Source organism: Fervidobacterium pennivorans (assembly GCF_001644665.1).
In the GTDB taxonomy this organism is placed as follows: domain Bacteria; phylum Thermotogota; class Thermotogae; order Thermotogales; family Fervidobacteriaceae; genus Fervidobacterium; species Fervidobacterium ngatamarikiense.
Genome location: NZ_CP011393.1, coordinates 512,299 through 532,519, shown reverse-complemented (window position 1 = coordinate 532,519; position 20,221 = coordinate 512,299). Strand labels below are relative to the sequence as shown.

The following is a 20,221-nucleotide window of genomic DNA, read 5'->3' as shown; positions in this document are numbered from 1 at the left end:
AGAAGTTTTTGCTTATTTGCTTCCTTATTCCTTATTTTAAAAGTTTACAAAGTCCTTGAATTGTTGCATAGAACTCATTAACACTGTCTGTAATTATTTCCTTCACGGACTTAATCTCGTTTATCAACCCTACACATTGACCTGCCATGAACGAACCTTCTTCAATATTACCATCAACCACCGCCTTTCTTAAGCTTCCAACCAAGACTTCTTCAGCTTCCTGAAGATTCTTTGTTTCTAACTCTTTCACTTTTTTCGCGAACCTTGTCTCAATTACCCTAGCAGGATGCCCAAGTCTAGCTCCTGTGATTACAGTATCTCGTATAGATGATTTTAGAATAAGCTTTTTGAAATTCTCATGTGTGTCTGCTTCAGTGGATGCGATGAACCTTGTTCCCATCTGGATTCCCTCAGCCCCTAGAGCAAACATTGCAGCCATGGATTTTCCATCGGCTATTCCCCCGGCGGCGATTACCGGTATTTTCACAGCCCTACATACTGCATTAACCAGTACTAACGTGGTAACCTCGCCGATATGGCCTCCGGATTCCATACCTTCCGCGATAACAGCATCTGCTCCTATACGTTCCATTATCCTTGCCATATTATCTGAAGCAACAACAGGTAAGACCTTTATCTTAGCTTCTTTCAATCTTGACATATACTTCGAAGGATTACCAGCTCCAAATGTCACAACAGGTACTTTTTCTTCTATAACTAAATCGACCAGCTCATCAGCATAAGGTGATACTAGTATAATGTTGACTCCGAAAGGTTTATCTGTTAAATTACGGATGGTTTCAATAGCCTCTTTTAGCTGCGCTCTGTTCATCGCACCGGAACCTATAACTCCCAGTCCCCCAGCATTTGAGACCGCTGCCGCTAGTTTTGGAGTCCCAGCCCACGACATACCTCCCATGATAATTGGGTATTCGATATTCAACAACTGACAAATTCGATTGTTTTCCTTGAAGTTCATCTTCCATCCGCCTCGCTTTGTAGTTTATCCTCAACGGCTGACGATGAATCATTGCCTTCGCCTTTTTTTACCCCCACCATCAATTTTGCTTTTGCGACCAGTTGACCATCGACTTTGGCTTTCCCGTCAACAATTACTATAGGTCCTTTCTTATCTAGCACTCTAACTTCGTATATCAGCTCACAGTTAGGTCTAACTTCTTTCTTAAACCTTGCTTCATCTATGCCAATGAAGATGGGAATTGAATTTCTTTCCACATTCTCCAATAACAAAACTCCAGCAGTTTGAGCAAGACCTTCGATAATGTAAACTCCCGGATATATTGGATAGCCTGGAAAGTGTCCTTTGAATACAGGTTCATCTTCGCTAACGTTTTTCTTTGCGATGATGTAGTCCTCTCCTTGTTCAATCACCTCGTCAACCAAAAGTATAGGGTCTCTGTGTGGCAAGATTTTTAGAATTTCTTCTTTTCCTTTTAGCGTTTTCTTTTCATTCATATCTTCCCACCACCAACGAAGCATTGTGTCCACCAAAACCGAAAGAGTTCTTAATGAAATTCCGTATTTTTACTCCTTCAACAGTAGTTCGTGGGATGTTGAAATAATCAGGTCCATCCAATTCTTCCAAATTCGGCATTCCGTGAACAAATCCTTCGTTCATTTGAATGATGGAAGCTATTGTCTCGACAACACCTGCAGCACCTAATAAATGTCCCGTTAATGTCTTTGTTGAGTTGACATAAATATCTTTGACCCTTTCACCAAAAACATTTTCTATAGCTTTTAACTCTACTTCATCGCCTGCGGGAGTACTTGTTGCATGGCAACTCACAAAGTCAATTTCGTTAATCGAAAGTCCCGCATCCTCAACTGCCATTTTCATTACTTTTGTTGACCCCCTTGCTTCAGGGTCCGGAGCACTAAAATGGTATGCATCATCATTCATCGCATAACCCTTTATTTCGGCTATAATTTTTGCACCACGTGCCCTAGCAAACTCTTCGCTCTCCAATATTAAAACTCCGGCTCCTTCACCCATTACAAATCCATCTCTTGCCTTATCAAAAGGTCTAGATGCCTTTTTGGGTTCGTTGTTTCTTGTTGAAAGTGCTCGCATAGACGCAAATCCAGCGATGGGAAGTGGTGCGATAGTAGCTTCTGAACCACCTACAATTGCAACATCCGCATAGCCGTGCCGAATTAGCATGGCACCTAATGCTATTGAATGAACAGATGTTGCACAAGCGCTTACAGGAGCAAAGTTTGGACCTTTTAATCCAAATTCCATTGCTATAACACCACTTGCCATGTTTATAAGAATCATCGGAATCAAGAACGGACTAACTCTATCCGGACCTTTCTCTTTCATCACTTCGTTTTGTTCTGCAAGTGTCAAGAATCCTCCCATACCCGATGAAACCAGCACTGCAACTCTTTCCTCAATCCCATTGAAATCTAACCCACTCATGGTCACTGCTTGTCTCGCAGCTGCAACGGCGAACTGACTGAACCTATCAAGACGCTTGGCAAGTTTTCTGTCCATATATTCTTCAGGTTTAAAATCCCTTACTTCGGCAGCAATTTGTACTGGAAAGTTCGAGGCATCAAAAGATGTTATCTTGTCAATACCAATATTCATCTTTCTCAAATTTTGAGAAAATGTTTCCAAACAACATCCAATTGGAGAAACAACACCTATTCCGGTAACTACAACTCTTCTTTTCAAAACCTCCACCCCCATTTTCGTTTGATAACCCTCTTTTGAAGGACTAAATCTCTACTTTTTCACCAATCACCACTCCAAAAGCTTCTGGTCCTACATGGGCAGCGATTGCTGCACCGATATTGGAAATTCCAAGTACAGCTTTTTCATCAAAACTTGCAATCAATTTGTCCAAATAGCTTTTCATACTCTCGATAGTAAAACCACCGATAATAGAGTAGTGCCCTCCAATATCTTTTTGATTTACAAAGTCTTGTGCTATCTTTACCATAGAAGAGACTCCAGATTCCAACGTCCTCACTGTTCCCAAGGTATTAACTTCACCTTCGTTGTCTGTTGTAAGGATAGGTTTTATGTTAAGTAGTTTCCCAAAGAAAGCCTTTGCCTTTCCTATGCGACCGCCTCTATATAGATATTCAAGCGTTGGGACGAAGAAAACAAGCTGCGAGTTCTCAACTGCTTTGTCAATATCCTTTTGGGTTAGGTTACCATTTTTTCGCAAAAATTCCATTGCCTTCAAAATAATGTATCCTTGCTTTATGGAAGCAGTTTTTGAGTCTAAAACCACAATATTTTTGGTTCCGAGCGAATTGGCAACACTTTGAACAAGGTCATAAGTGTTACTTAGCTTTGAAGAAATCGTTATAACATATACTTTCTCACTACGTTCAGATGCTTCTTTTAGAACTCTCTCCACAACGTTGGGTTTGGGTAGAGAGGTTGTGGCAACCTCACCTTGTAGTTCCATTCGGTAAAGCTCTTCGGGTTTCAGTGTAACTTTGTCCTCATATTCTTCGTTACGTACATACACTCTGAGCGGCAGGATTTTCAATTCAAAAGGCAAATTCATATCTGCTGGTAAATCACATCCAGAATCTGTTACAAAAGTAATCATTGTATCGCTCCTCTCTGGCTTATGTGGTAGTTCCTTCAGGAAGAATTATACTACATACAACAAAATTAGTCAATATAAAACTTTTTGAGTGCTTCTAACATTATTATTGACAAAAAACAATTATTGTGGTATATTAACTTGTGTCAAATTTGGAGGTGTTTTTTACTTAGTATCAGTTAAACTATCAAGTCAAAAGGGGGAATGGTTATGGATTTGGAAAAGAGAGTGTGCGAAATCGTAGCAGAACAACTTGGGTTGGATATCTCGGAAGTTACACCAGATAAGAACTTAATGGAAGACCTGGGTGCTGATTCTCTCGATGTCGTAGATTTAGTTATGGCTTTTGAAGATGAGTTTGGTGTGAAGATAAGCGATCAAGATTTGTCGAAAATAAAAACGGTGAAGGATGTTGTGGAAGCAATAAGACTTCGTTCATAATCCAAAATTCAAAAGCAGAACTAACAAGCTTTAATAAGAAATAGTAATGGCTTTACGAGGCCCTGGCGTAGCTCAGGGTCTTTGTTTTTTATAATTCTTTTATGGAAAGTCATAAAATATTTTGCATAGAAACTTCTTTTTGTCTGGTATAATTGAATTGCCTGTATATAGAGTAACCTACCATGGAGAGTGATAACGATTGAAAATACTTGGTCATAGAGGGATACCTGTGCTGTACAAGGAAAACACACTACAATCGCTATTTGCACCATTCTCGTTTGGAGCTGATGGGATAGAAACAGATGTTAGATTGACAAAAGATGGTGTCCCCGTTTTAATCCACGACGAGACCTTGACTAATTTCTGTGGCACAGATGTTAGGGTTAGGGATTTAACACTTGCCGAGTTAAGAGAATACAAAAGTGATGGTGAAACAGTTCCGACACTTGAGGAATTTCTCAAATTCGCACCTAGAAACAAATGTTTAAATATTGAAATCAAGGAATACGAAGCGGGTGAATTGTCGGTGTTGATTTGTAGGAAATTTTACGAAGGGGAAATCATATTCAGCTCTTTCAACCATCACTTAATCAATGAATTGAAAGAAAAGTACAATGGTTTAAAATTTGGCTACCTTTTTGACGAACAACACACAAGTATGAGTGACGAGGAAATATTTGCGCTATTTGACAAAAATACTTACAGTGCACATTTACCTGTAGTTGGTTTGCTTTACTTTCCTGAACGCTTGCTAAACATTATTAAGGAATTGAAGAGAAGAGAAATCAAAATAGTACTGTGGACGGTCAATGATAAAAATGACATCGCAAGGATTTCTGAATATGTGGATTACATTATAACAGATGATGTGAGAATTTTCCTGTAAGTTTATTCGAACGTTTGAAAAATCACTTAAGGAGGTTGCGTGATGCACAAACTCACAATGCTTTTAATAAGTATGCTCGCAGTCATATTCATTTGGTTTAATTACACCTCGGCAACGGTGGGTTTCGTCTATAATCCCACAACAAACGCTGCTGAGTTTCTGAGCTTAAAGAACCATAAAGTAAATTTTATCGCCTCCAATATCGACAGTGATTTAGAAAAATTTTTTGGATATCTCTCAAGTCGAGGTGCTAAATTCGTCATAGGTCCCTCTATGTCAGTTGATGGTAAAAAAGTCCTTCCTTATCTCAAAAAATACGACATTTTGGCACTCTCCCCTACAATCAGTTCCACAGAATTGCTGAAATCCGGTTATATTTTCTCACTTACGCCGTCAAATAAATCTATTGTTGAGGCATTTCGAGAATATTTGGAGAAGTTTGGATGCAGTAACCTTTTGTTAGTGCTTGACGATTCAAATAGAGAATATAGCGACGAGTTTAAAGACCTTTTAAGTTACTTCCCAGGAGATTTTGTTTATTACCAAGAGTTATCTTCCATCAAAAATGTGCCTGTTGAAAATTACGACACTGCTGTTCTCACAACTGTAGAAAAAGATTCCTTTGAAATAATAAAGTTTTTGAGGACAAAAAATACGAACATTAGAATTTTTGCCACGGAAGCTTCTTTCAGTAAGGAGTTTTTGAAACTTGGAGGGATTTTTTTACAAGGAGTATATTTCCTAGTTCCCAAAATGTATTCAACGGAAGGAGTTGAATTGGCAATGATTGATAATTGGGTTGGCTTTATTCAAAACCACAGGTTTTTAACTACTCAACAATTCCGTCGTTTTATAAATACACATATCGTCAAAGTAGACAATAGCTATGTTTATTTCACTAAAGAAGGGGTCAAAAAAGACATTATACTCTACGTTGTTCAAGATGGGGAACTCAAGGAGGTTCAGTGAAGTGAATAAAACAAGAAGGCTTGGCTCTATTGTCAACGGAGTAGTCGCCGTGGTTTTTATTGTCTTCTTAGCTACTTTTTTTATCAGACTTGATAAAGAAGGTACAATATATTTAAACGATTTTTCCGAAATGCTTGACAGTTACATTGAAAATCACATTGGTGTTGTTGTGAAATTACCTAAAGATTTGATAATTGGCGGCTTGGACTATTCTCAGCATCTGAAGATAGGTCCCAATTCTTATTTGAAAGGCATATTTTTCAAAGGTTATTCACTTAAGTACGTTTATAAAGAGAAAGATAACCTGTTCTTACTGGAAATACCAATCTCATTGATAAGGTTCCCAACACGTGAATTCAAAATCATTGTTGAAGCAGATGGTAGAGTTGTTTATTCACCTGAAAAAGGATTGATTGGCAGTTTAGCTAGTGGTAGTTTTAATAATCTTCCAAGCTTCCTAACAAAATACAAAACAACAAAATACAAATTTAACGTAAGAACTTCGCCAAATCCAGAGTTTTTGATTTCAAGCATTTTGTTCAGTTTTCTTTGGGGGTTGGTCCCTTGGGTAGCATTAGTGACTTTGAACAACATTTATTCAAGCAAGGAAGAAGACCTTGAAAAATCTGCATCGGCATTGCAGAGTATAATTTCTGATATGATTCTTAGGGTAGAAACTGGTGAATATGTAGAGTACAAACCAATTGAAACAAAACACGAACCTTTGTTAAAAGTTCAAAATGCTATCCACAATCTTTTCTCACGGTATACGGAAGCAATAGCTGGATTTAAATCAACAACCGAGGAACTGGAAAATACAATGGCACAAATAGAAGAAATGCAATCAGCTTTGGAAGAGAGAAATTTCCTTTTGATAAATACACTTGCTGAAACTGTTGAACTCAAGGACGTAGGCACCGGAGAACATTCAAAAAAGGTTATGCAGCTAGCACTTGCATTAGCGACAAAACTCAACATAACAGACCCAGAAGAACTCAACGCAATAAAATATGGGGCGATACTTCATGACGTAGGGAAAATCGGTATACCCGACCAGATACTTTTGAAACCTGGGAAGCTTAGCGCGGAAGAGTTTGAAATAATGAAAACCCATACCATATTAGGAGAAAGGGTCGTTCTGCAAATTCCAGGATGGGAACTCGTGGCAGATGTTGTCCGGCATCATCATGAGAATATCGATGGAAGTGGCTATCCTGACGGCCTTTCGAAAGGTACATTGAGTCTCAGAGCACAAATAGTTGCTTTAGTCGATGTTTTCACCGCATTGACGGAAGATAGACCTTACAGAAACGCTTTAAGTCCTTTGGAAGCACTTGAATTAATGAAAAGCATGGTTGGAACAAAATTTGACGAAGAGTTGTTTGAAAAATTCAAAGAAGTTGTTTTGAACCATTTGGAGTTTCCCGGTCTCTCTAAAGATGTGACCGAATCAGAGAAAATAAGAAATTCAGAGGGTGGTTATTCAGCATGAAATCTCAGAAGTTGCCTCTTTTGCTCGCTACTATCTTCTGCATTCTGTTCGTCACCACCTATCTTTACAACGTAAACCTCATTAAGCAACTCCAAAGGCTCCAAAAGATAGCAAAAGCTTATGAATTATACGTGTCTGACAGTAAAGACTTTTCCAAATACATTGAGGATAATAACCTAAAGGAACTGACTTACCTTGTTGAAAAACAGATAAAATCGCAAGTGAGAACCAAAATAGACATGGCAAAGCTTGCGTTCAGAAGTGGCAATTACGCTGAGACTGTTGACTTACTTAGGGAAATTAAGGATATTGAAAACCCCTGGCTTGATGAGGTATACTTTTATCTGGGCTCCGCACTGTACAAAATTGGGGAAAGTGAGAGTGCAAAATTTTACTTATCTTCGTTTTTGGACAATTTTAAGTATTCTATATACCGTAAGGAAGCACTTGTGATGCTACACAAAATTTCTGATGGTGACCTGAAGGAAAAAGTCGAAGAAATTTTAAATAAAATGGAAAAATCCAAAGAATAAGAATCGGAGGAAAGAAAATGGTTCTTAGAGATGTTCAAAGCGAATACGATTTAAGAAACGTATATCTAAAAAGAGTAGGGGTGAAGGGTGTCAGGTATCCCATTGTGGTTCTCGATAAGACAAATGGCTCGCAATCAACAATAGCAACGATAAATATGTACGTAGACCTCCCACAAAACTATCGGGGCACACACATGAGTAGGTTTATCGAAGTTCTAAACGAGTACCACTTAGAGATAAATCCTAAACGTGTGAAAGATATCTTATACAAACTTAAGAGCGTTTTAAATGCTAAGAGAGCAGTCATAGAGGTTGAATTCCCTTACTTTATTAAAAAACAGGCACCTGTAACAAAGAGCGAAAGTTATCTTGAATATAGCTGCACTTTTGAAGCTGAAATCTTCGATAGCAGGTTTGATTTTCTAACTTCGGTTGTAGTTCCAATCCACACGCTATGTCCATGCTCAAAAGAAATCAGTGAGAGAGGTGCTCACAACCAGAGGGCTATATGCAAAGTATCTTACGAAAGTAAGGAAATGATATGGATAGAAGACATCGTAGAGATTGTGGAAAAATCGGCAAGTGCACCTATATTCACTTTACTTAAAAGACCCGACGAGAAGTATGTAACAGAGCTCGCCTACGACAATCCAAAATTCGTAGAAGATGTAGCAAGGGATGTTGCACTCGAGTTGAAAAAGTATGATAAAATTAAATGGTACAGAGTAGAAGTAGAGAGCTTTGAATCGATACATGCACACAATGCCTATGCCTGCGTAACAAGTGATGAACTGCAAGGATAAAGACAAGCGTTTACAAGAAGGTGATTATATGGATGAGCAAAAAATCAACAAGATACTAACATATATGGGATTTGCAGCTAGAGCGAATAAGATTGCCTTTGGAAAGGATATGTTAAAGGAATATCTAAGCGATAAAAGGATAAGTAAAAAGGTGTTAGTTGTAGCGAAAGATGCGGGGGAAAGGGTTAAGAAAGATTTGAGGATAAGATGCGATATAAACAAAGTTCCTTACATTGAAATCGCTGATAAAAAAACGCTGGCAAAAGCTGTTGGAAAAACTAATTTGTCAGCAGTGGGAATTCTCGATGAAAATCTTGCGGAAGCAATTATTAAGGTGGTTCAAGCCGAGTAAAATGTCTTCAGAATGAGATTTCCGCCTTCCAAGGGGGTAAAAACTATGGAAGAGAGAATAGTTACTCTTGCGGAGTTTCCACTTATAGATTTCGTTGAGTTAGTAAACATGGTCTTTTCCGATTATGTGATTCCAATCAACTGGAACGTCCTATCGTTTAAAATGGACGCTAGAGAAAACTCTATTTCCTTCAGTGATTCCTTTGTATTCATCAAGGATAACGAACCTGTTGGCTTTATTCTTGTTGCAATACGTGGAAATAGAGCAAGAATAGACGCTATGGGTGTTGTGCCAAACGAACGTGGAAAAGGGTTGGCAGATAGAATACTGAAACATACATTTAGGCATTTGAAGATGAAAAACATCGAACAGGTAACACTCGAAGTTGCAGCTTCAGACGAGCGAGCGGTGAGATTCTATGACAAAAACGGATTCAGAAAGTTGAGAAGTCTTGACACCTTTGTTCTAGAGAATCCCCAAGAGTATGATATCCACTACTCTGCCCTTCAGACCGACAACAGATTGGTTTACTCAATCGCACTTAGTAACGAGATAAATATACCAAGAAAAGTAAATTGGCAGCGCGAACCAATAACGTTGATGTTGTCTGACGGAAGATACAACTTAGTTAGATTACACTACAAAAACATCGAAGGATACTTGGTGTGGGGCAAGACAGATGAAAATTCTTCTTATATAGTCGACTGTGCACCAAGGTCTCCAGTACCTGAGGATTGGGATTTGGTTGTAAAAGTTTGCGTCGATTATATAGCAAAGAATACAAGGCCATCAATAATATCTGTGGTTGCCGTAGCTGAAGATGATTTATTACATAGTGCACTAGAAAAGAATGGTTTCAAAATATTGTTGACACAATACGAAATGATTAGGAAGTTGTAACTGTTGCTCTTTTTCCTGGCTAAACTAATAGACCCTAGTAAACCTTAGACAAAACTGTCCCTGGGTAAAAGAACGATAATATAGTAATGTAATCCCATCCATAATCCTTTGCAAGAAAGTTTACAGCCACTTGGCTCATACCTATTCCGTGACCAAATCCCCCTCCGTAGAGCACTACCTTTTCCGCATAACCGTAATCGTTTTTAACAACATCTACGGTAAAGAAGGAACTAGGAAGAGAAGAGAAATCAGACCTGACTATACCGTTGCGTAATACCACCTTTTTTCCTTGCGGTGAGAATAATTTCAGTACTTGCTCGTCTGATATTTTATACAGCCCTTTATTTGTTTCCACGATTACCTCTTTGACATACTTTCCAGGGGTTCTTCGAGTGACATAAACGTTAATAATTCTTTCTTGTTGTATATCTGAAAAATCTCCGTAGTGTTGGATACTTTCCTGACTTATGTCTTGAAATTGTTGTGTTGTGCTCACTTGAACTTGTATCTCAGGTAAAGTACTCATAATTTCAAAGAAATCGTTTTCTACTTTTGTGATATTCGTATTCGCTGTCTCGGATGAAAGTCTTGGTTTTAAAATAAGGTTAACAAAGTCAGTTAATAACTCAGTAGGTTTGTATTTGGATTTTAAAATTTCAGCATTCGCAAGGTTCAATGTCGTTACACCCTTAAGAGATTTGAGAATTCGTAACAGTTCTTCGGGAGAGTACTCAACCTTCCAACGAAAATAACCGTTGATAGCTTCTGGAAAACCTAAATCTCTTAATAACGAAAAATTCCAATTTTTTAGAAAATTAAGCAGTGCCATTTCATCATCAAGTGAAAGTGGCATTTCAGTTCCAAAAGACATTATCTTTGGTGTCAAATAAATTATTTTTGATGTAAAAACGTCCGCAGGATCCATGAGATAACCACCTGATACTGCAAAATAAAATGTTTCCGCTGGTTTGCCCCGATACACAAGGATTTCACCTTCTGTCTCCATAACAGCTTTAGAAGCTTTCTCATTAGGTTTCTGGAAGTTGTAAGCTTGAAAGTTGGTAGAATCATCAATATTCGCACCAAGTCTTGCATATCTTCTGTCAGATAGAATTTTGCTCAAAGTATAAGTTCGAGATGCTACTGCTTGAGCTTTTAATGCTTCAGGATGATAGGTGCTCGGCATTTCACTTGATACAACGCTTTTTAGATATTCTTCTATTGATAAATCATTGATTATGCTAAGCCTCCCATTATTGTCTATGATTATTTCAAAGGTTCCAGAGTATTTATTTTTGCCCTTTTCAGCAATTTCTATTGATGAATCCTTAGACAGCGGTCTTATATAAAAACGCGAGCTTTTTTGAAAAGGTCCAATTATCCCGTCTGCAGTTTCAACACTGAGTCCTTCAGAACTATTTTGAAATCGGACAACGCACCCAGACTGTATTTTCATAACTTGGTAATACGTATTGTCAAAAACAAAAAGCAAATAATCCTGGTGAGGTTTCACAGCAACCTGCTCGAAACCACTCGACAGCAACCCACCAACAGAAGTCTGTTTTGAACTCAATAGAACACGAACTCTAGAAGGAAAGTTTTCTTCGTAGCTAATGCTCGTTATTTCACCATCCTCAAACACGAGATACAAGTCACAAATTCCCGGAAATAGTACATTTGACCAACTTGAATTATTCTTTCCGTTGATTGATAGACTTTTTGACAGCTTGTATTTACCTTCTCGCTCAAAAATAACTTCGCGTGTGTTAATATCAAAGGCTATTAATTTTGATACTTTTGCTAAATTCTTTGATAAAGTAAGAGTTTCTTTTTTGAAGGAAACCATCAAAGGGTAAAATCGGCCAGGTTGGATTTTTAGCTCCGTAGTAGAAAGTAATGCTTTTGTAGAATTAGAAGTAACGTTGTTCTCTGCTACTATGTCAACTTTGTAACTACCTGGAGTTATATCAATCATTAATGGAAAGATACTAACGTCAAGTAGTTCATTAAATACTACTCTTGATGAATCCTTGGAAGTAATCAAAATTCTTTTTCCTTTAAGCTCATCTACATCGTTAATGTCTAGTGTAATAAGCATCTTCGACATGACAGGTTTAAGAAGAATTTCTATGTCCTGAGTTAAAGAACTGTAGTCTACTGTAGCTGTAGCCACACCTTTGAAATAAGTATCTTTTCCAACCATTACGGATGCGCTAATTTCATATAGTCCTTGCTGTGAAACTTCTAAACTTAGAACAGTAGAAGTTGAGGAAATTGTTGCAGAATAATCCCCACCAAAGATAGAAATTTCATAAACATAAGAAAGTTCAGCACCGGCGATTTTCAAATTGTTTATCAGCGCATCACTTTCAAAGTCCATCGGGAATTTTAATGAGATATTGAGCGTAAAACTTTCTTGGCTAAAAGTGAGGACATTAAATAGTGATGGTAACAAAACAATTGTCAAAAAGTAAAACAGTTTATTCAAAATTCCACCTCTCTGCAAATTTCCTCACTTGACATCAAACTTTGGTTACGATGGTTTTTAAAATAGCAAGATAATGAAACAGGCTTCCAAATAGAACAAAAATATGCCATATCATGTGGTGAAATTTGAATTTTCTCCAGACGTAGAATACAGTACCAAACGTATACATTATACCACCAGATATCAATAGCAGTACGACATCAGAATCAATACGACTAGTCAAAGGTTTAAAGATTAGAACAACCATCCAACCCATTAATATGTAAAATATTGTAGATAGGAAAACAAATTTTCTCACAAAAAACACTTTGAATATGATACCAAGAACTGTCAAAAGCCATACAATGATAAGGAATACCCTCCCTAGGGTTTCCCTTATTGAAAGTAACAAAAAAGGTGTGTAGCTACCAGCTATAAGTACATAAATCGCTGAATGGTCCAAAATTTCAAAAACATGCTTGGCTGTTTTGTGTTGAAGCGCGTGGTAGAACATAGAACTTATATACAACAAAAACAAAGAAAGTCCGTAAATCACAGCAGAAATTATCTTTGCAACACCACCTTGAACTGATGCAATCACTATCAAAACAGTGGTCCCCGCAACGCTTAACAAAGCTCCGATGCCGTGCGTTATAGAATTTGCTATCTCTTCCCCTAAAGAATACTTTTCAATATTATCTTTGTCTTTCATGTTGTGACCTCCGCACTCGAATTTGTATATACTATTAGCAACTCAACAACAAGGCCATTGGAAAAACCATAATCCCAATGGCCCTTTGGAATAGCCACTGATTTTATACATTCAAAAAGTAAAAATCTCAAACATTCTCGTTTTCTGTTATAACATCAACAACCTTGACATTAACACTTTCTACAATCATACCAGTTATTTCTTCTACTTTTGACTTCACGTGACACGCGACATTGTTAGAAAATTCCAGGAAATTCGAGCCAAACTTTGCCGGCACTTGTATTGTGAACCTTACTCTCTCTTTCTCTTCGTCTTCCGACAGTTGAAGCTTTTCAACAATGACGTTACTCTTTTTGAAACTAATTGCCTTTTCAGCATCTTCTAATCCAAAAAACTCGCAGACACTTCTGTAAACTATCTCTTGATAAACATTAGCATTAATCTCTATTCTTCCCATATAAATGCCTCCTTCTTCAAGGGAAAAATCACTTAACTTCCGTCACGTGCATGTTGACCTCTACATTTTCCAACGCAAGGTGTTTTCTAAATGATTCTATTATTTTTTCTTTCACCATAGCAAAAGTTTCTGGAATGTTTATACCATAACCAATAGCAACATAAAGGTCTACTGTAACACCTTCTCCGTTTTCGTTAATAACAACGTTGGACTCTTCTGACGAAAATACGTTTAGGAACTTCTGTAACCAGTTCTTTGCTGCAACGCTCAACCTATCTGAAAGTTCGGTTAAAGCATGGTAGACTATTTTCTTTAATGCTTTTTCAGTTATCTCAATTTCCCCACACGTTCCTTGAAATTTCATCATACTCACCTCCAAAAAAAGATCAGTTTCTGTTAAAATTAAATAACTAAGCCCAGCATAAGTTAAATTTTTGTAGTGAATTCCTCCAGAGTTGCCTTTATTTATGGTTGTTATTTATCTTATTTTATGAGCCATGGGAAGAAATAATGCAAGAAAAACAGTCCAATCAAGATGAATCCTAAAGTTCTGTGGTATACTATCCACTTTTTACCAAACTTGTTTTTGAACAAGAAACCTAAAAATGCAAAAAGTATACCCATCCAAAGAATAAGACCCGTGTGTAATTTTATCGTTCCCAAAGCAAAGTAACCATGGATAAATCCGATAATTAATAAGGCAATACCTGTGTAAATATGAGCACTCTTTAGAAACTTAAGAATTGGTGGAAACCAGTTCGGTTTCTTTGGAAGATACTTGTAAGCTCTTCTCATAACAAAAAGAGATATTTGTAAAAACAAAAGTATAGCACTTGTTGTTCCCAATACTTTGTAAACCATCTATTTCCAACTCCGCTTAAGTTATCTTCAGTTCAGCCTAAATCCCACAAGCAACCACTCTTTGCGATGTTGACCATCGTAAATCGTTCCTGCTTTTATTCCTTGTGCATTTTTGGACACATCATACACAATGTCTTCTACAATGACAAAAGGTTTACCTTCTTTTCCATTGAATTTCGAGATGGTTTTCTCGTTGAAAACATACAGTCCAATAGGATACAACTTGCTGAGCAAATTAACGTGTCCTTGAAGCGAGAGTATTTCACTCGTGAGATCTACTCCCATATCATGACCATAATGCTCACCACCTGTAAATTTACGGGACTGGGTGGCATCATAGATGATACCGTAAACAGAAACGTAGATTTTCTTTTGTTGCTTTCCGTCGTATTTAATCAGCTCATCTGGGGTGAAAACGAGAACACCGTAGGATGGGAACGATTTTATTTTAGAAATGCCATGTGGTGAGAGTTTTAAGATGTCGTAAGTCAAATCCTGACCAGCAACGTGCTGATTTTTATGTGTTCCTCCTGCCCATGATTTTGAAGCAGAAAGATCGTAAACTATCCCGTTAACAGCAACCATTATAGGTGCGTTTTTTCCATTGTACTTCGAAAGTTCAGAAATCGTAACACCAAGAAATCCAACAATCTTATCATTTGTAAGAAGTTTTGAATCTACCTCTGATAACGTGACAAATTTTTTAGCTGGTGCGGAAGTTCCAAGGTTATATACAACACCTTCCACAGAAACCCATCCCGAAGTCTTCTGCAAAGTTTCAGAGGAAATTATTTTGTATTCTCCTTTGAACTTCTGAATGTCAAAAAACTTATCAAGATGCCCCGCAAACAGAAAACCTGTAAAGATAGCTATGCTTAGTAACACAAAAATCAGTCTGTACTTACTCATACTTCCACCTCCTAGTTGAATGTTGATAAACCTTGGACTTATTCTAACAAAAAAAGACTTAGAAATCCGGTTAAACTTTGAATTTCTTAGGTTAAACTTTGAATTTCTTAAATTTAAAGTAGCATAGTTATCATCGTGTTATATATTATACCATACAGCACGGAATATACCAAATATAACTAAGTCACTTAGAACAGGCTAATTAGAGCTAATACTACTTTAAATGTAAAAAATTCAATATTTCTAAAATACCATTGACAAGAAACTCTGCTTTTTAAAACATTGTCCCAAAGTTTCAAATAGATAATGTTAGACATTGTTAAAACCATGGTATAATTTTAGTGGTTTTGATTACGAATCCAGATGTTATCAAGCTATTATCTTCAGTTATGCCATAACTTCCATAGAAAGGGGGCGATGTGAGAATGGGTTCCACAGGTCTTATAAAGTTCCAGAAACAACCCATGATGAGAAAGATGCTCTATGCACTCACACCTATTTTGTTGTTCTCCATCTTTGCATATGGATTGCGCGTTATTTTGTTAGGATTCTGGGTTTTTCTCACTGCTATCTTTGTCGAATATCTCTTTGAAAGACGTAAGAATAAGCCTGTAAGCGAGGCAGTTCTGGTAACAGCCATGTTGTTTTTGCTTTCTTTACCACCTTCTGTCCCATTTTGGGTTGCGATAATAGGAATCGCCTTTGGTGTGGCTTTTGGAAAAGAGGTATATGGCGGATTTGGTAGAAATGTCTTTAATCCTGCAATCGTTGGCAGGTTGTTTATATACATAACCTTCCCACTTTATATGACATCTGGTTGGCTTAAACCATCTTTGTTTGGCTTGGACGCAACGACTTCTGCAACGCCGTTGCAAATTCTCCGAAATGGGCAGAATGTGGATTTATTTAATTTGTTACTTGGTTGGCGGGCTGGAGCCATTGGCGAGGCACCTGTTTTACTCATATTATTGGCTGCAATTTATTTGATATGGACAAAGACTGCAAACTGGAGATTGATGGTTTCAACCTATGGTTCAGCCGTGCTTCTCACCTTTTTGCTGGATCTTTTCAACGTTCCAAAATCCTTACCTACGGTTCCTGCGATGTTGTCTGGAAGTTTGCTATTTATTACTGTTTTCATGGCAACAGAACCTATAACGGCACCTAAGAAAGTCAAGTCAATGTGGATATATGGGATAATTATAGGTTTATCTGGAGTAGTTATTAGAACATTTTCTTTATTCTCCGAGGGATGGAGCTTTGCAATACTGATTGGAAATATGTTCGCTCCTCTTCTTGATGAGATTGTTAAGGACAAAAAAGTTAAAAAGCCAAAAAAGAGCATAAGCAATGATGCTTCTGAGAAGAAGGTGGAAGCATGAGATTCGATAGAGATAGTAAAGTTTACACTGTTATTTTCACATTCATAGTATCATTTGCGTTTCTTGTTGTCCTTTCTGGTTTAAATGTTATGACTTCACAGCAAGTGAAAAAGAATCAAGAATTGTTCATGATTCGGGCTGTTCTTAATGCCATGGGAATTCCATATACGAGCGATGATGAAGCCATCGATATTTTCAAATCAAAAGTTACTATGGAAACGAAGGATTCATACAATCTGTTTTCTGCGGAAGTAGATGGTGAGAAAGTTTATGCCATTCTTTTCAATGGAAGTGGCTTGTGGGGGAATATTTCTGGTGTACTAGCTGTTAATAGTGACGTTTCAAGAATCGTAGGAATAGATTTTATCTCACAAAGTGAAACACCTGGTCTTGGAGGCCGAATTGAGGAAAGTTGGTTCAAAGAACAATTTAGAAACGAAGCAATCGTTAATGGTAAGGTTTTAGTATCGACAACGAAGGTTCCTGATTCCAAAGATGATGGACAAGTTGACGCAATAACTGGGGCTACGTTAACATCTAAGTCTATAGAAAAGATAATTGCAACGTATATCCCTATTCTTAAATCGTTACTGGGGGTGAACTGATATGTCCGATTTCAAAAAGATTTTGAAAAATAACTTTTGGCTCGAAAACCCAGTAATTGTGCAGATATTAGGTATATGTTCCACACTCGCCGTTACCAACAATTTGAGAAATACACTCATAATGACTATCGGTGTTACACTTGTAACCGCGCTTTCCAACTTCACAATTTCTGCGATGAGAAACTTAATTCCAAGAAAGGTCAGGATGATTACACAAGTGCTTGTCATATCATTCTACGTTATTATGGTCGATATAGTCCTCAGAGCTTACGCTCCTGACGTAAGTAAAGCACTCGGACCGTACGTTGGTTTGATTATTACGAACTGTATAATCATGGGACGTGCAGAAGCTTTTGCTCAGGGGAACAAACCGTTGATTTCGTTCTGGGATGGTTTTACAGCAGGGCTTGGATATATGTTCGTTTTGGTTGTTGTTGCGTTCTTTAGAGAACTTCTGGGATTTGGTACAGTCCTTGGTTTCCAAGTTCTTCCTAATTCCTTCCCAAAGTGGACGATAATGGTTATGCCACCAAGTGCGTTCTTCGTTTTAGCCTCCTTCATTTGGATAGTCAGAGGTATGCAGATTAAAAAGGATGTCAACCAGTCCACAGGGGGTGAAAAGAAATGATTTATCCTAACATTAATCCATTAGTGTTATTTTTCGCTTCCATTTTTACTAGTAACATACTACTCACAAACTTTCTAGGAATGTGTTCGTTTATTTCCATTTCGAAGGATTTGAAATCTTCCAATGGCTTAGGCATTGCAGTAACGCTTGTTATGACAATAACAACTGGACTTAACTGGATTCTAGAAAGATACGTGATAACCCCTCTAGATATAGGTTATCTTAGATACATAATCTACATCATCGTAATAGCAGCCGTTGTCCAAGTTCTTGAGATGATAATAGACAGAGTTTCACCCAATCTTTACATGGTCCTTGGTATTTTTCTACCCTTAATAACAGTTAACTGTGCGATTCTCGGTGTAGCTTTGTTTATGCAACTTAGAAACTATTCCTTCATTCAATCTGTCTTTTTTGGACTCGGTAGTGGAATTGGCTGGTGGCTTGCAATTGTTCTTCTTGCAGCTATCAGAAAGAAGACAGAAAATGCGCCAGTTCCAGCTCCGCTTAAGGGTGTTGGTATAACGCTTATCACCATTGGGATAATGGCAATGGCATTTATCGGCTTTGCCGGTATGATAAACGTTCAGTGATTATAGTGATGTTGGGTGGTGATAAGTATGGAAATAATCGTTGCCCCTTTGGTGGTATCAATAATTAGTTCTGCTTTGGCTTTGATGATAGTCATTGTTGATGGCGTTGTCAACAACTACGGAGAAGTAGAAATTGATATTAATAACGGAAAGAAGAAGTTAAAAGTGAAAGGTGGAGCACCTCTTCTCCATACACTTAGCTCAGCCGGGATATTCGTTCCTTCTGCATGTGGTGGAAGAGGTAGTTGTGGTGCCTGTAAAGTGAAAGTGTTATCTGACGTTGGTCCTCATCTACCAACCGAACTACCTTATATGTCAAAAGAAGAAATGGCTGAAAATATAAGGTTGGCTTGTCAGATAAAATTGAAAAAAGACATAAAAATATATTTGCCAGAAGAGCTTTTCAACATCAAAAAGTTTAGGGGTATTGTTGAGAGTATTAAAGATGTAACTTACGATATCAAGGAACTCAGAATCCGTTTAGTGGAACCTAACGAGATAAACTTTAAGGCAGGTCAGTATGTCCAATTAGTTATTCCGCCATATGAGAACATTAAAGAACCTACACAAAGGGCATATTCTATATCTTCCTCGCCCAGCGACAAGAACCATATTGAGTTATTAATAAGATTAGTTCCAGGTGGAATTGCAACGACTTACGTGCATAAATATATGAAAGAAGGAGATGTGGTCGAAGTAGTTGGACCTTTCGGTGAATTCTATATGAGAGAAACGAACGCTGATATGATAATGGTTGCCGGTGGAAGCGGAATGGCACCTATAAAATCTATTATACTTGACATGTGGGAACGCGGAATAACAGAGAGAAATGTGTGGTATTTCTTTGGTGCACGTAGCAAACGAGACCTTTATTACGTGGAGTTGTTCCAAGAACTTGAAAAGAGGTGGCCAAAGTTTCATTTCATCCCTGCTCTCTCAGATCCTCTTCCAGAAGATGACTGGCAAGGCGAAACTGGTCTCATAACAAACGTTTTGGACAAGTACTTGGCAACAGTTATACCACAAGACACACCAAAAGAAGGGTATTTGTGTGGCAGTCCAGGGATGATAAACGCTTGTGTTCAAGTCTTTGATAAGTACGGCATAAAGGATGTTTACTACGACAAGTTTGCATAATTAACGATAGGGGGGATCGAAATGAAAATGACTCCCAAGTATATTAAAGCACAAGAAAACATGAAACCAGGAAAGATTACAGCAGATGGATTTTTGGGAGATGACGACAGAAATATTGTAGACATAATCACTGCTGACGAAGAAGAGTTTCAATACCTCGGTTTAGATTTTGTTGAAGTAGCCAAGCTTATGAGAAAACTCATGAAAGAGGGGTTGAAAGGTTTAGGAGAACCTATAAAATATGAAAAATGGGAGATACGAGTAGACGAGGCGAGGGGATTTTTACCATGTCCATTCCAAGATGGGATTTTTAGAAAAAGAGTAGCGTTAGTAAAGAATTTGAATAACGGTAAAGAGCTTATGTTCAGTGAGTTATCTATTCATTTGCTTGCTGCTCACCACTTTTTGCAAGGTAAGGGGTCAAAATTCAGGTTAGAGCCTGCTATGATTAAAGCTGTCTTGTATGAATGAAAGATGCCAAAAAGTCTTGATAGTGTTAAC

General features: G+C 37.7%; 24 protein-coding genes. 14 read left to right on the top strand and 10 right to left on the bottom strand.

From position 1 onward, the window contains the following. Positions 1 to 31: 31 nt before the first annotated feature. Genes fabK through JM64_RS02520 form a run of 4 tightly spaced genes read right to left on the bottom strand, consistent with a single transcriptional unit; the run spans position 32 to position 3,596 of the window. Positions 32 to 979: an enoyl-[acyl-carrier-protein] reductase FabK gene (gene fabK, locus JM64_RS02535; protein WP_064011364.1), complete on the bottom strand. Its 948-nt coding sequence runs from the start codon at positions 977 to 979 to the stop codon at positions 32 to 34. Continuing rightward, positions 976 to 1,476 (bottom strand): 3-hydroxyacyl-ACP dehydratase FabZ, encoded by a 501-nt coding sequence (gene fabZ / locus JM64_RS02530; RefSeq protein ID WP_082868253.1) that lies wholly within the window; start codon positions 1,474 to 1,476, stop codon positions 976 to 978. The genes fabK and fabZ overlap by 4 nt, the downstream gene beginning before the upstream one ends. After that, on the bottom strand, positions 1,469 to 2,719 hold the full coding sequence (fabF, locus tag JM64_RS02525) for a beta-ketoacyl-ACP synthase II (RefSeq protein ID WP_064011362.1): 1,251 nt from the start codon (positions 2,717 to 2,719) through the stop codon (positions 1,469 to 1,471). The genes fabZ and fabF overlap by 8 nt, the downstream gene beginning before the upstream one ends. Positions 2,720 to 2,747: 28 nt before the next feature. Then, on the bottom strand, positions 2,748 to 3,596 hold the full coding sequence (locus tag JM64_RS02520) for a DegV family protein (RefSeq protein WP_064011361.1): 849 nt from the start codon (positions 3,594 to 3,596) through the stop codon (positions 2,748 to 2,750). Between the two features lie 207 nt (positions 3,597 to 3,803). Between JM64_RS02520 and acpP the strand changes: the two genes are divergently transcribed. The 8 genes from acpP (at position 3,804) to JM64_RS02480 (ending at position 9,969) form a co-directional block, all read left to right on the top strand. After that, complete coding sequence (gene acpP / locus JM64_RS02515) at positions 3,804 to 4,034, top strand: acyl carrier protein (RefSeq protein ID WP_014451447.1); 231 nt, start codon at positions 3,804 to 3,806, stop codon at positions 4,032 to 4,034. Between the two features lie 199 nt (positions 4,035 to 4,233). Continuing rightward, complete coding sequence (locus JM64_RS02510) at positions 4,234 to 4,920, top strand: glycerophosphodiester phosphodiesterase family protein (protein ID WP_064011360.1); 687 nt, start codon at positions 4,234 to 4,236, stop codon at positions 4,918 to 4,920. Between the two features lie 42 nt (positions 4,921 to 4,962). Then, the gene (locus JM64_RS02505; RefSeq protein WP_064011359.1) at positions 4,963 to 5,889 is read left to right on the top strand and encodes an ABC transporter substrate-binding protein; all 927 of its coding nucleotides are present in this window, start codon (positions 4,963 to 4,965) and stop codon (positions 5,887 to 5,889) included. A 1-nt stretch (position 5,890) separates the two neighbouring features. Continuing rightward, positions 5,891 to 7,381 carry an HD-GYP domain-containing protein gene (locus JM64_RS02500; protein WP_064011358.1) on the top strand — a complete coding sequence of 497 codons (1,491 nt, stop codon included), beginning with the start codon at positions 5,891 to 5,893 and terminating at the stop codon, positions 7,379 to 7,381. After that, positions 7,378 to 7,914: a tetratricopeptide repeat protein gene (locus tag JM64_RS02495; RefSeq protein WP_064011357.1), complete on the top strand. Its 537-nt coding sequence runs from the start codon at positions 7,378 to 7,380 to the stop codon at positions 7,912 to 7,914. The genes JM64_RS02500 and JM64_RS02495 overlap by 4 nt, the downstream gene beginning before the upstream one ends. A gap of 17 nt (positions 7,915 to 7,931) precedes the next feature. Then, on the top strand, positions 7,932 to 8,717 hold the full coding sequence (folE2, locus tag JM64_RS02490; RefSeq protein ID WP_064011356.1) for a GTP cyclohydrolase FolE2: 786 nt from the start codon (positions 7,932 to 7,934) through the stop codon (positions 8,715 to 8,717). 28 nt (positions 8,718 to 8,745) lie between these two features. Then, the gene (locus JM64_RS02485; protein ID WP_064011355.1) at positions 8,746 to 9,069 is read left to right on the top strand and encodes a L7Ae/L30e/S12e/Gadd45 family ribosomal protein; all 324 of its coding nucleotides are present in this window, start codon (positions 8,746 to 8,748) and stop codon (positions 9,067 to 9,069) included. Between the two features lie 45 nt (positions 9,070 to 9,114). Continuing rightward, positions 9,115 to 9,969, top strand: coding sequence for a GNAT family N-acetyltransferase (locus JM64_RS02480; protein ID WP_064011354.1), 855 nt, complete (start codon positions 9,115 to 9,117; stop codon positions 9,967 to 9,969). 34 nt (positions 9,970 to 10,003) lie between these two features. Here the strand turns inward: JM64_RS02480 and JM64_RS02475 are convergent, their stop codons facing one another. From JM64_RS02475 to JM64_RS02450, 6 genes are all read right to left on the bottom strand, one after another. Further along, entirely contained in the window at positions 10,004 to 12,457 is a 2,454-nt protein-coding gene (locus JM64_RS02475; RefSeq protein ID WP_064011353.1) for a SpoIID/LytB domain-containing protein, read from the bottom strand. Between the two features lie 34 nt (positions 12,458 to 12,491). Further along, positions 12,492 to 13,148: a PAQR family membrane homeostasis protein TrhA gene (gene trhA, locus JM64_RS02470; protein WP_064011352.1), complete on the bottom strand. Its 657-nt coding sequence runs from the start codon at positions 13,146 to 13,148 to the stop codon at positions 12,492 to 12,494. A 127-nt stretch (positions 13,149 to 13,275) separates the two neighbouring features. After that, a complete protein-coding gene (locus JM64_RS02465) occupies positions 13,276 to 13,605 on the bottom strand; it encodes an Asp23/Gls24 family envelope stress response protein (RefSeq protein WP_064011351.1) in 330 nt (109 codons plus the stop codon). Between the two features lie 28 nt (positions 13,606 to 13,633). Beyond that, the gene (locus JM64_RS02460) at positions 13,634 to 13,969 is read right to left on the bottom strand and encodes an Asp23/Gls24 family envelope stress response protein (RefSeq protein WP_064011350.1); all 336 of its coding nucleotides are present in this window, start codon (positions 13,967 to 13,969) and stop codon (positions 13,634 to 13,636) included. Positions 13,970 to 14,088: 119 nt separating this feature from the next. Further along, positions 14,089 to 14,466: a hypothetical protein gene (locus JM64_RS02455; RefSeq protein WP_064011349.1), complete on the bottom strand. Its 378-nt coding sequence runs from the start codon at positions 14,464 to 14,466 to the stop codon at positions 14,089 to 14,091. A gap of 27 nt (positions 14,467 to 14,493) precedes the next feature. Next, a complete protein-coding gene (locus JM64_RS02450; protein WP_064011348.1) occupies positions 14,494 to 15,375 on the bottom strand; it encodes a cytochrome b5 domain-containing protein in 882 nt (293 codons plus the stop codon). A gap of 425 nt (positions 15,376 to 15,800) precedes the next feature. Here JM64_RS02450 and JM64_RS02445 point away from each other — a divergent pair, with 425 nt between their 5' ends. Genes JM64_RS02445 through JM64_RS02420 form a run of 6 tightly spaced genes read left to right on the top strand, consistent with a single transcriptional unit; the run spans position 15,801 to position 20,191 of the window. Continuing rightward, positions 15,801 to 16,757: an RnfABCDGE type electron transport complex subunit D gene (locus tag JM64_RS02445; protein WP_064011347.1), complete on the top strand. Its 957-nt coding sequence runs from the start codon at positions 15,801 to 15,803 to the stop codon at positions 16,755 to 16,757. Next, entirely contained in the window at positions 16,754 to 17,362 is a 609-nt protein-coding gene (locus JM64_RS02440; RefSeq protein WP_064011346.1) for an FMN-binding protein, read from the top strand. Before JM64_RS02445 ends, JM64_RS02440 begins: the two co-directional genes overlap by 4 nt. A 1-nt stretch (position 17,363) precedes the next feature. Then, positions 17,364 to 17,990 (top strand): NADH:ubiquinone reductase (Na(+)-transporting) subunit D, encoded by a 627-nt coding sequence (locus JM64_RS02435; RefSeq protein WP_064011345.1) that lies wholly within the window; start codon positions 17,364 to 17,366, stop codon positions 17,988 to 17,990. Continuing rightward, on the top strand, positions 17,987 to 18,583 hold the full coding sequence (locus JM64_RS02430) for an NADH:ubiquinone reductase (Na(+)-transporting) subunit E (protein WP_231882426.1): 597 nt from the start codon (positions 17,987 to 17,989) through the stop codon (positions 18,581 to 18,583). The genes JM64_RS02435 and JM64_RS02430 overlap by 4 nt, the downstream gene beginning before the upstream one ends. A gap of 27 nt (positions 18,584 to 18,610) precedes the next feature. Then, the gene (locus JM64_RS02425; RefSeq protein ID WP_064011344.1) at positions 18,611 to 19,720 is read left to right on the top strand and encodes an NADH:ubiquinone reductase (Na(+)-transporting) subunit F; all 1,110 of its coding nucleotides are present in this window, start codon (positions 18,611 to 18,613) and stop codon (positions 19,718 to 19,720) included. Positions 19,721 to 19,741: 21 nt separating this feature from the next. Continuing rightward, positions 19,742 to 20,191, top strand: a complete 450-nt coding sequence (locus JM64_RS02420; protein WP_064011343.1) for a hypothetical protein — start codon at positions 19,742 to 19,744, stop codon at positions 20,189 to 20,191. The last annotated feature ends 30 nt before the right edge of the window (positions 20,192 to 20,221 follow it).

What these genes read in the sequence shown, in the direction of transcription:
- fabK (WP_064011364.1), bottom strand. Translation starts at nt 979, where the DNA reads ATGAACTTCAAGGAAAACAATCGAATTTGTCAGTTGTTGAATATCGAA.
- fabZ (WP_082868253.1), bottom strand. Translation starts at nt 1,476, where the DNA reads ATGAATGAAAAGAAAACGCTAAAAGGAAAAGAAGAAATTCTAAAAATC.
- fabF (WP_064011362.1), bottom strand. Translation starts at nt 2,719, where the DNA reads ATGGGGGTGGAGGTTTTGAAAAGAAGAGTTGTAGTTACCGGAATAGGT.
- JM64_RS02520 (WP_064011361.1), bottom strand. Translation starts at nt 3,596, where the DNA reads ATGATTACTTTTGTAACAGATTCTGGATGTGATTTACCAGCAGATATG.
- acpP (WP_014451447.1), top strand. Translation starts at nt 3,804, where the DNA reads ATGGATTTGGAAAAGAGAGTGTGCGAAATCGTAGCAGAACAACTTGGG.
- JM64_RS02505 (WP_064011359.1), top strand. Translation starts at nt 4,963, where the DNA reads ATGCACAAACTCACAATGCTTTTAATAAGTATGCTCGCAGTCATATTC.
- JM64_RS02495 (WP_064011357.1), top strand. Translation starts at nt 7,378, where the DNA reads ATGAAATCTCAGAAGTTGCCTCTTTTGCTCGCTACTATCTTCTGCATT.
- folE2 (WP_064011356.1), top strand. Translation starts at nt 7,932, where the DNA reads ATGGTTCTTAGAGATGTTCAAAGCGAATACGATTTAAGAAACGTATAT.
- JM64_RS02485 (WP_064011355.1), top strand. Translation starts at nt 8,746, where the DNA reads ATGGATGAGCAAAAAATCAACAAGATACTAACATATATGGGATTTGCA.
- JM64_RS02480 (WP_064011354.1), top strand. Translation starts at nt 9,115, where the DNA reads ATGGAAGAGAGAATAGTTACTCTTGCGGAGTTTCCACTTATAGATTTC.
- trhA (WP_064011352.1), bottom strand. Translation starts at nt 13,148, where the DNA reads ATGAAAGACAAAGATAATATTGAAAAGTATTCTTTAGGGGAAGAGATA.
- JM64_RS02465 (WP_064011351.1), bottom strand. Translation starts at nt 13,605, where the DNA reads ATGGGAAGAATAGAGATTAATGCTAATGTTTATCAAGAGATAGTTTAC.
- JM64_RS02460 (WP_064011350.1), bottom strand. Translation starts at nt 13,969, where the DNA reads ATGAAATTTCAAGGAACGTGTGGGGAAATTGAGATAACTGAAAAAGCA.
- JM64_RS02455 (WP_064011349.1), bottom strand. Translation starts at nt 14,466, where the DNA reads ATGGTTTACAAAGTATTGGGAACAACAAGTGCTATACTTTTGTTTTTA.
- JM64_RS02450 (WP_064011348.1), bottom strand. Translation starts at nt 15,375, where the DNA reads ATGAGTAAGTACAGACTGATTTTTGTGTTACTAAGCATAGCTATCTTT.
- JM64_RS02445 (WP_064011347.1), top strand. Translation starts at nt 15,801, where the DNA reads ATGGGTTCCACAGGTCTTATAAAGTTCCAGAAACAACCCATGATGAGA.
- JM64_RS02440 (WP_064011346.1), top strand. Translation starts at nt 16,754, where the DNA reads ATGAGATTCGATAGAGATAGTAAAGTTTACACTGTTATTTTCACATTC.
- JM64_RS02435 (WP_064011345.1), top strand. Translation starts at nt 17,364, where the DNA reads ATGTCCGATTTCAAAAAGATTTTGAAAAATAACTTTTGGCTCGAAAAC.
- JM64_RS02430 (WP_231882426.1), top strand. Translation starts at nt 17,987, where the DNA reads ATGATTTATCCTAACATTAATCCATTAGTGTTATTTTTCGCTTCCATT.
- JM64_RS02425 (WP_064011344.1), top strand. Translation starts at nt 18,611, where the DNA reads ATGGAAATAATCGTTGCCCCTTTGGTGGTATCAATAATTAGTTCTGCT.
- JM64_RS02420 (WP_064011343.1), top strand. Translation starts at nt 19,742, where the DNA reads ATGAAAATGACTCCCAAGTATATTAAAGCACAAGAAAACATGAAACCA.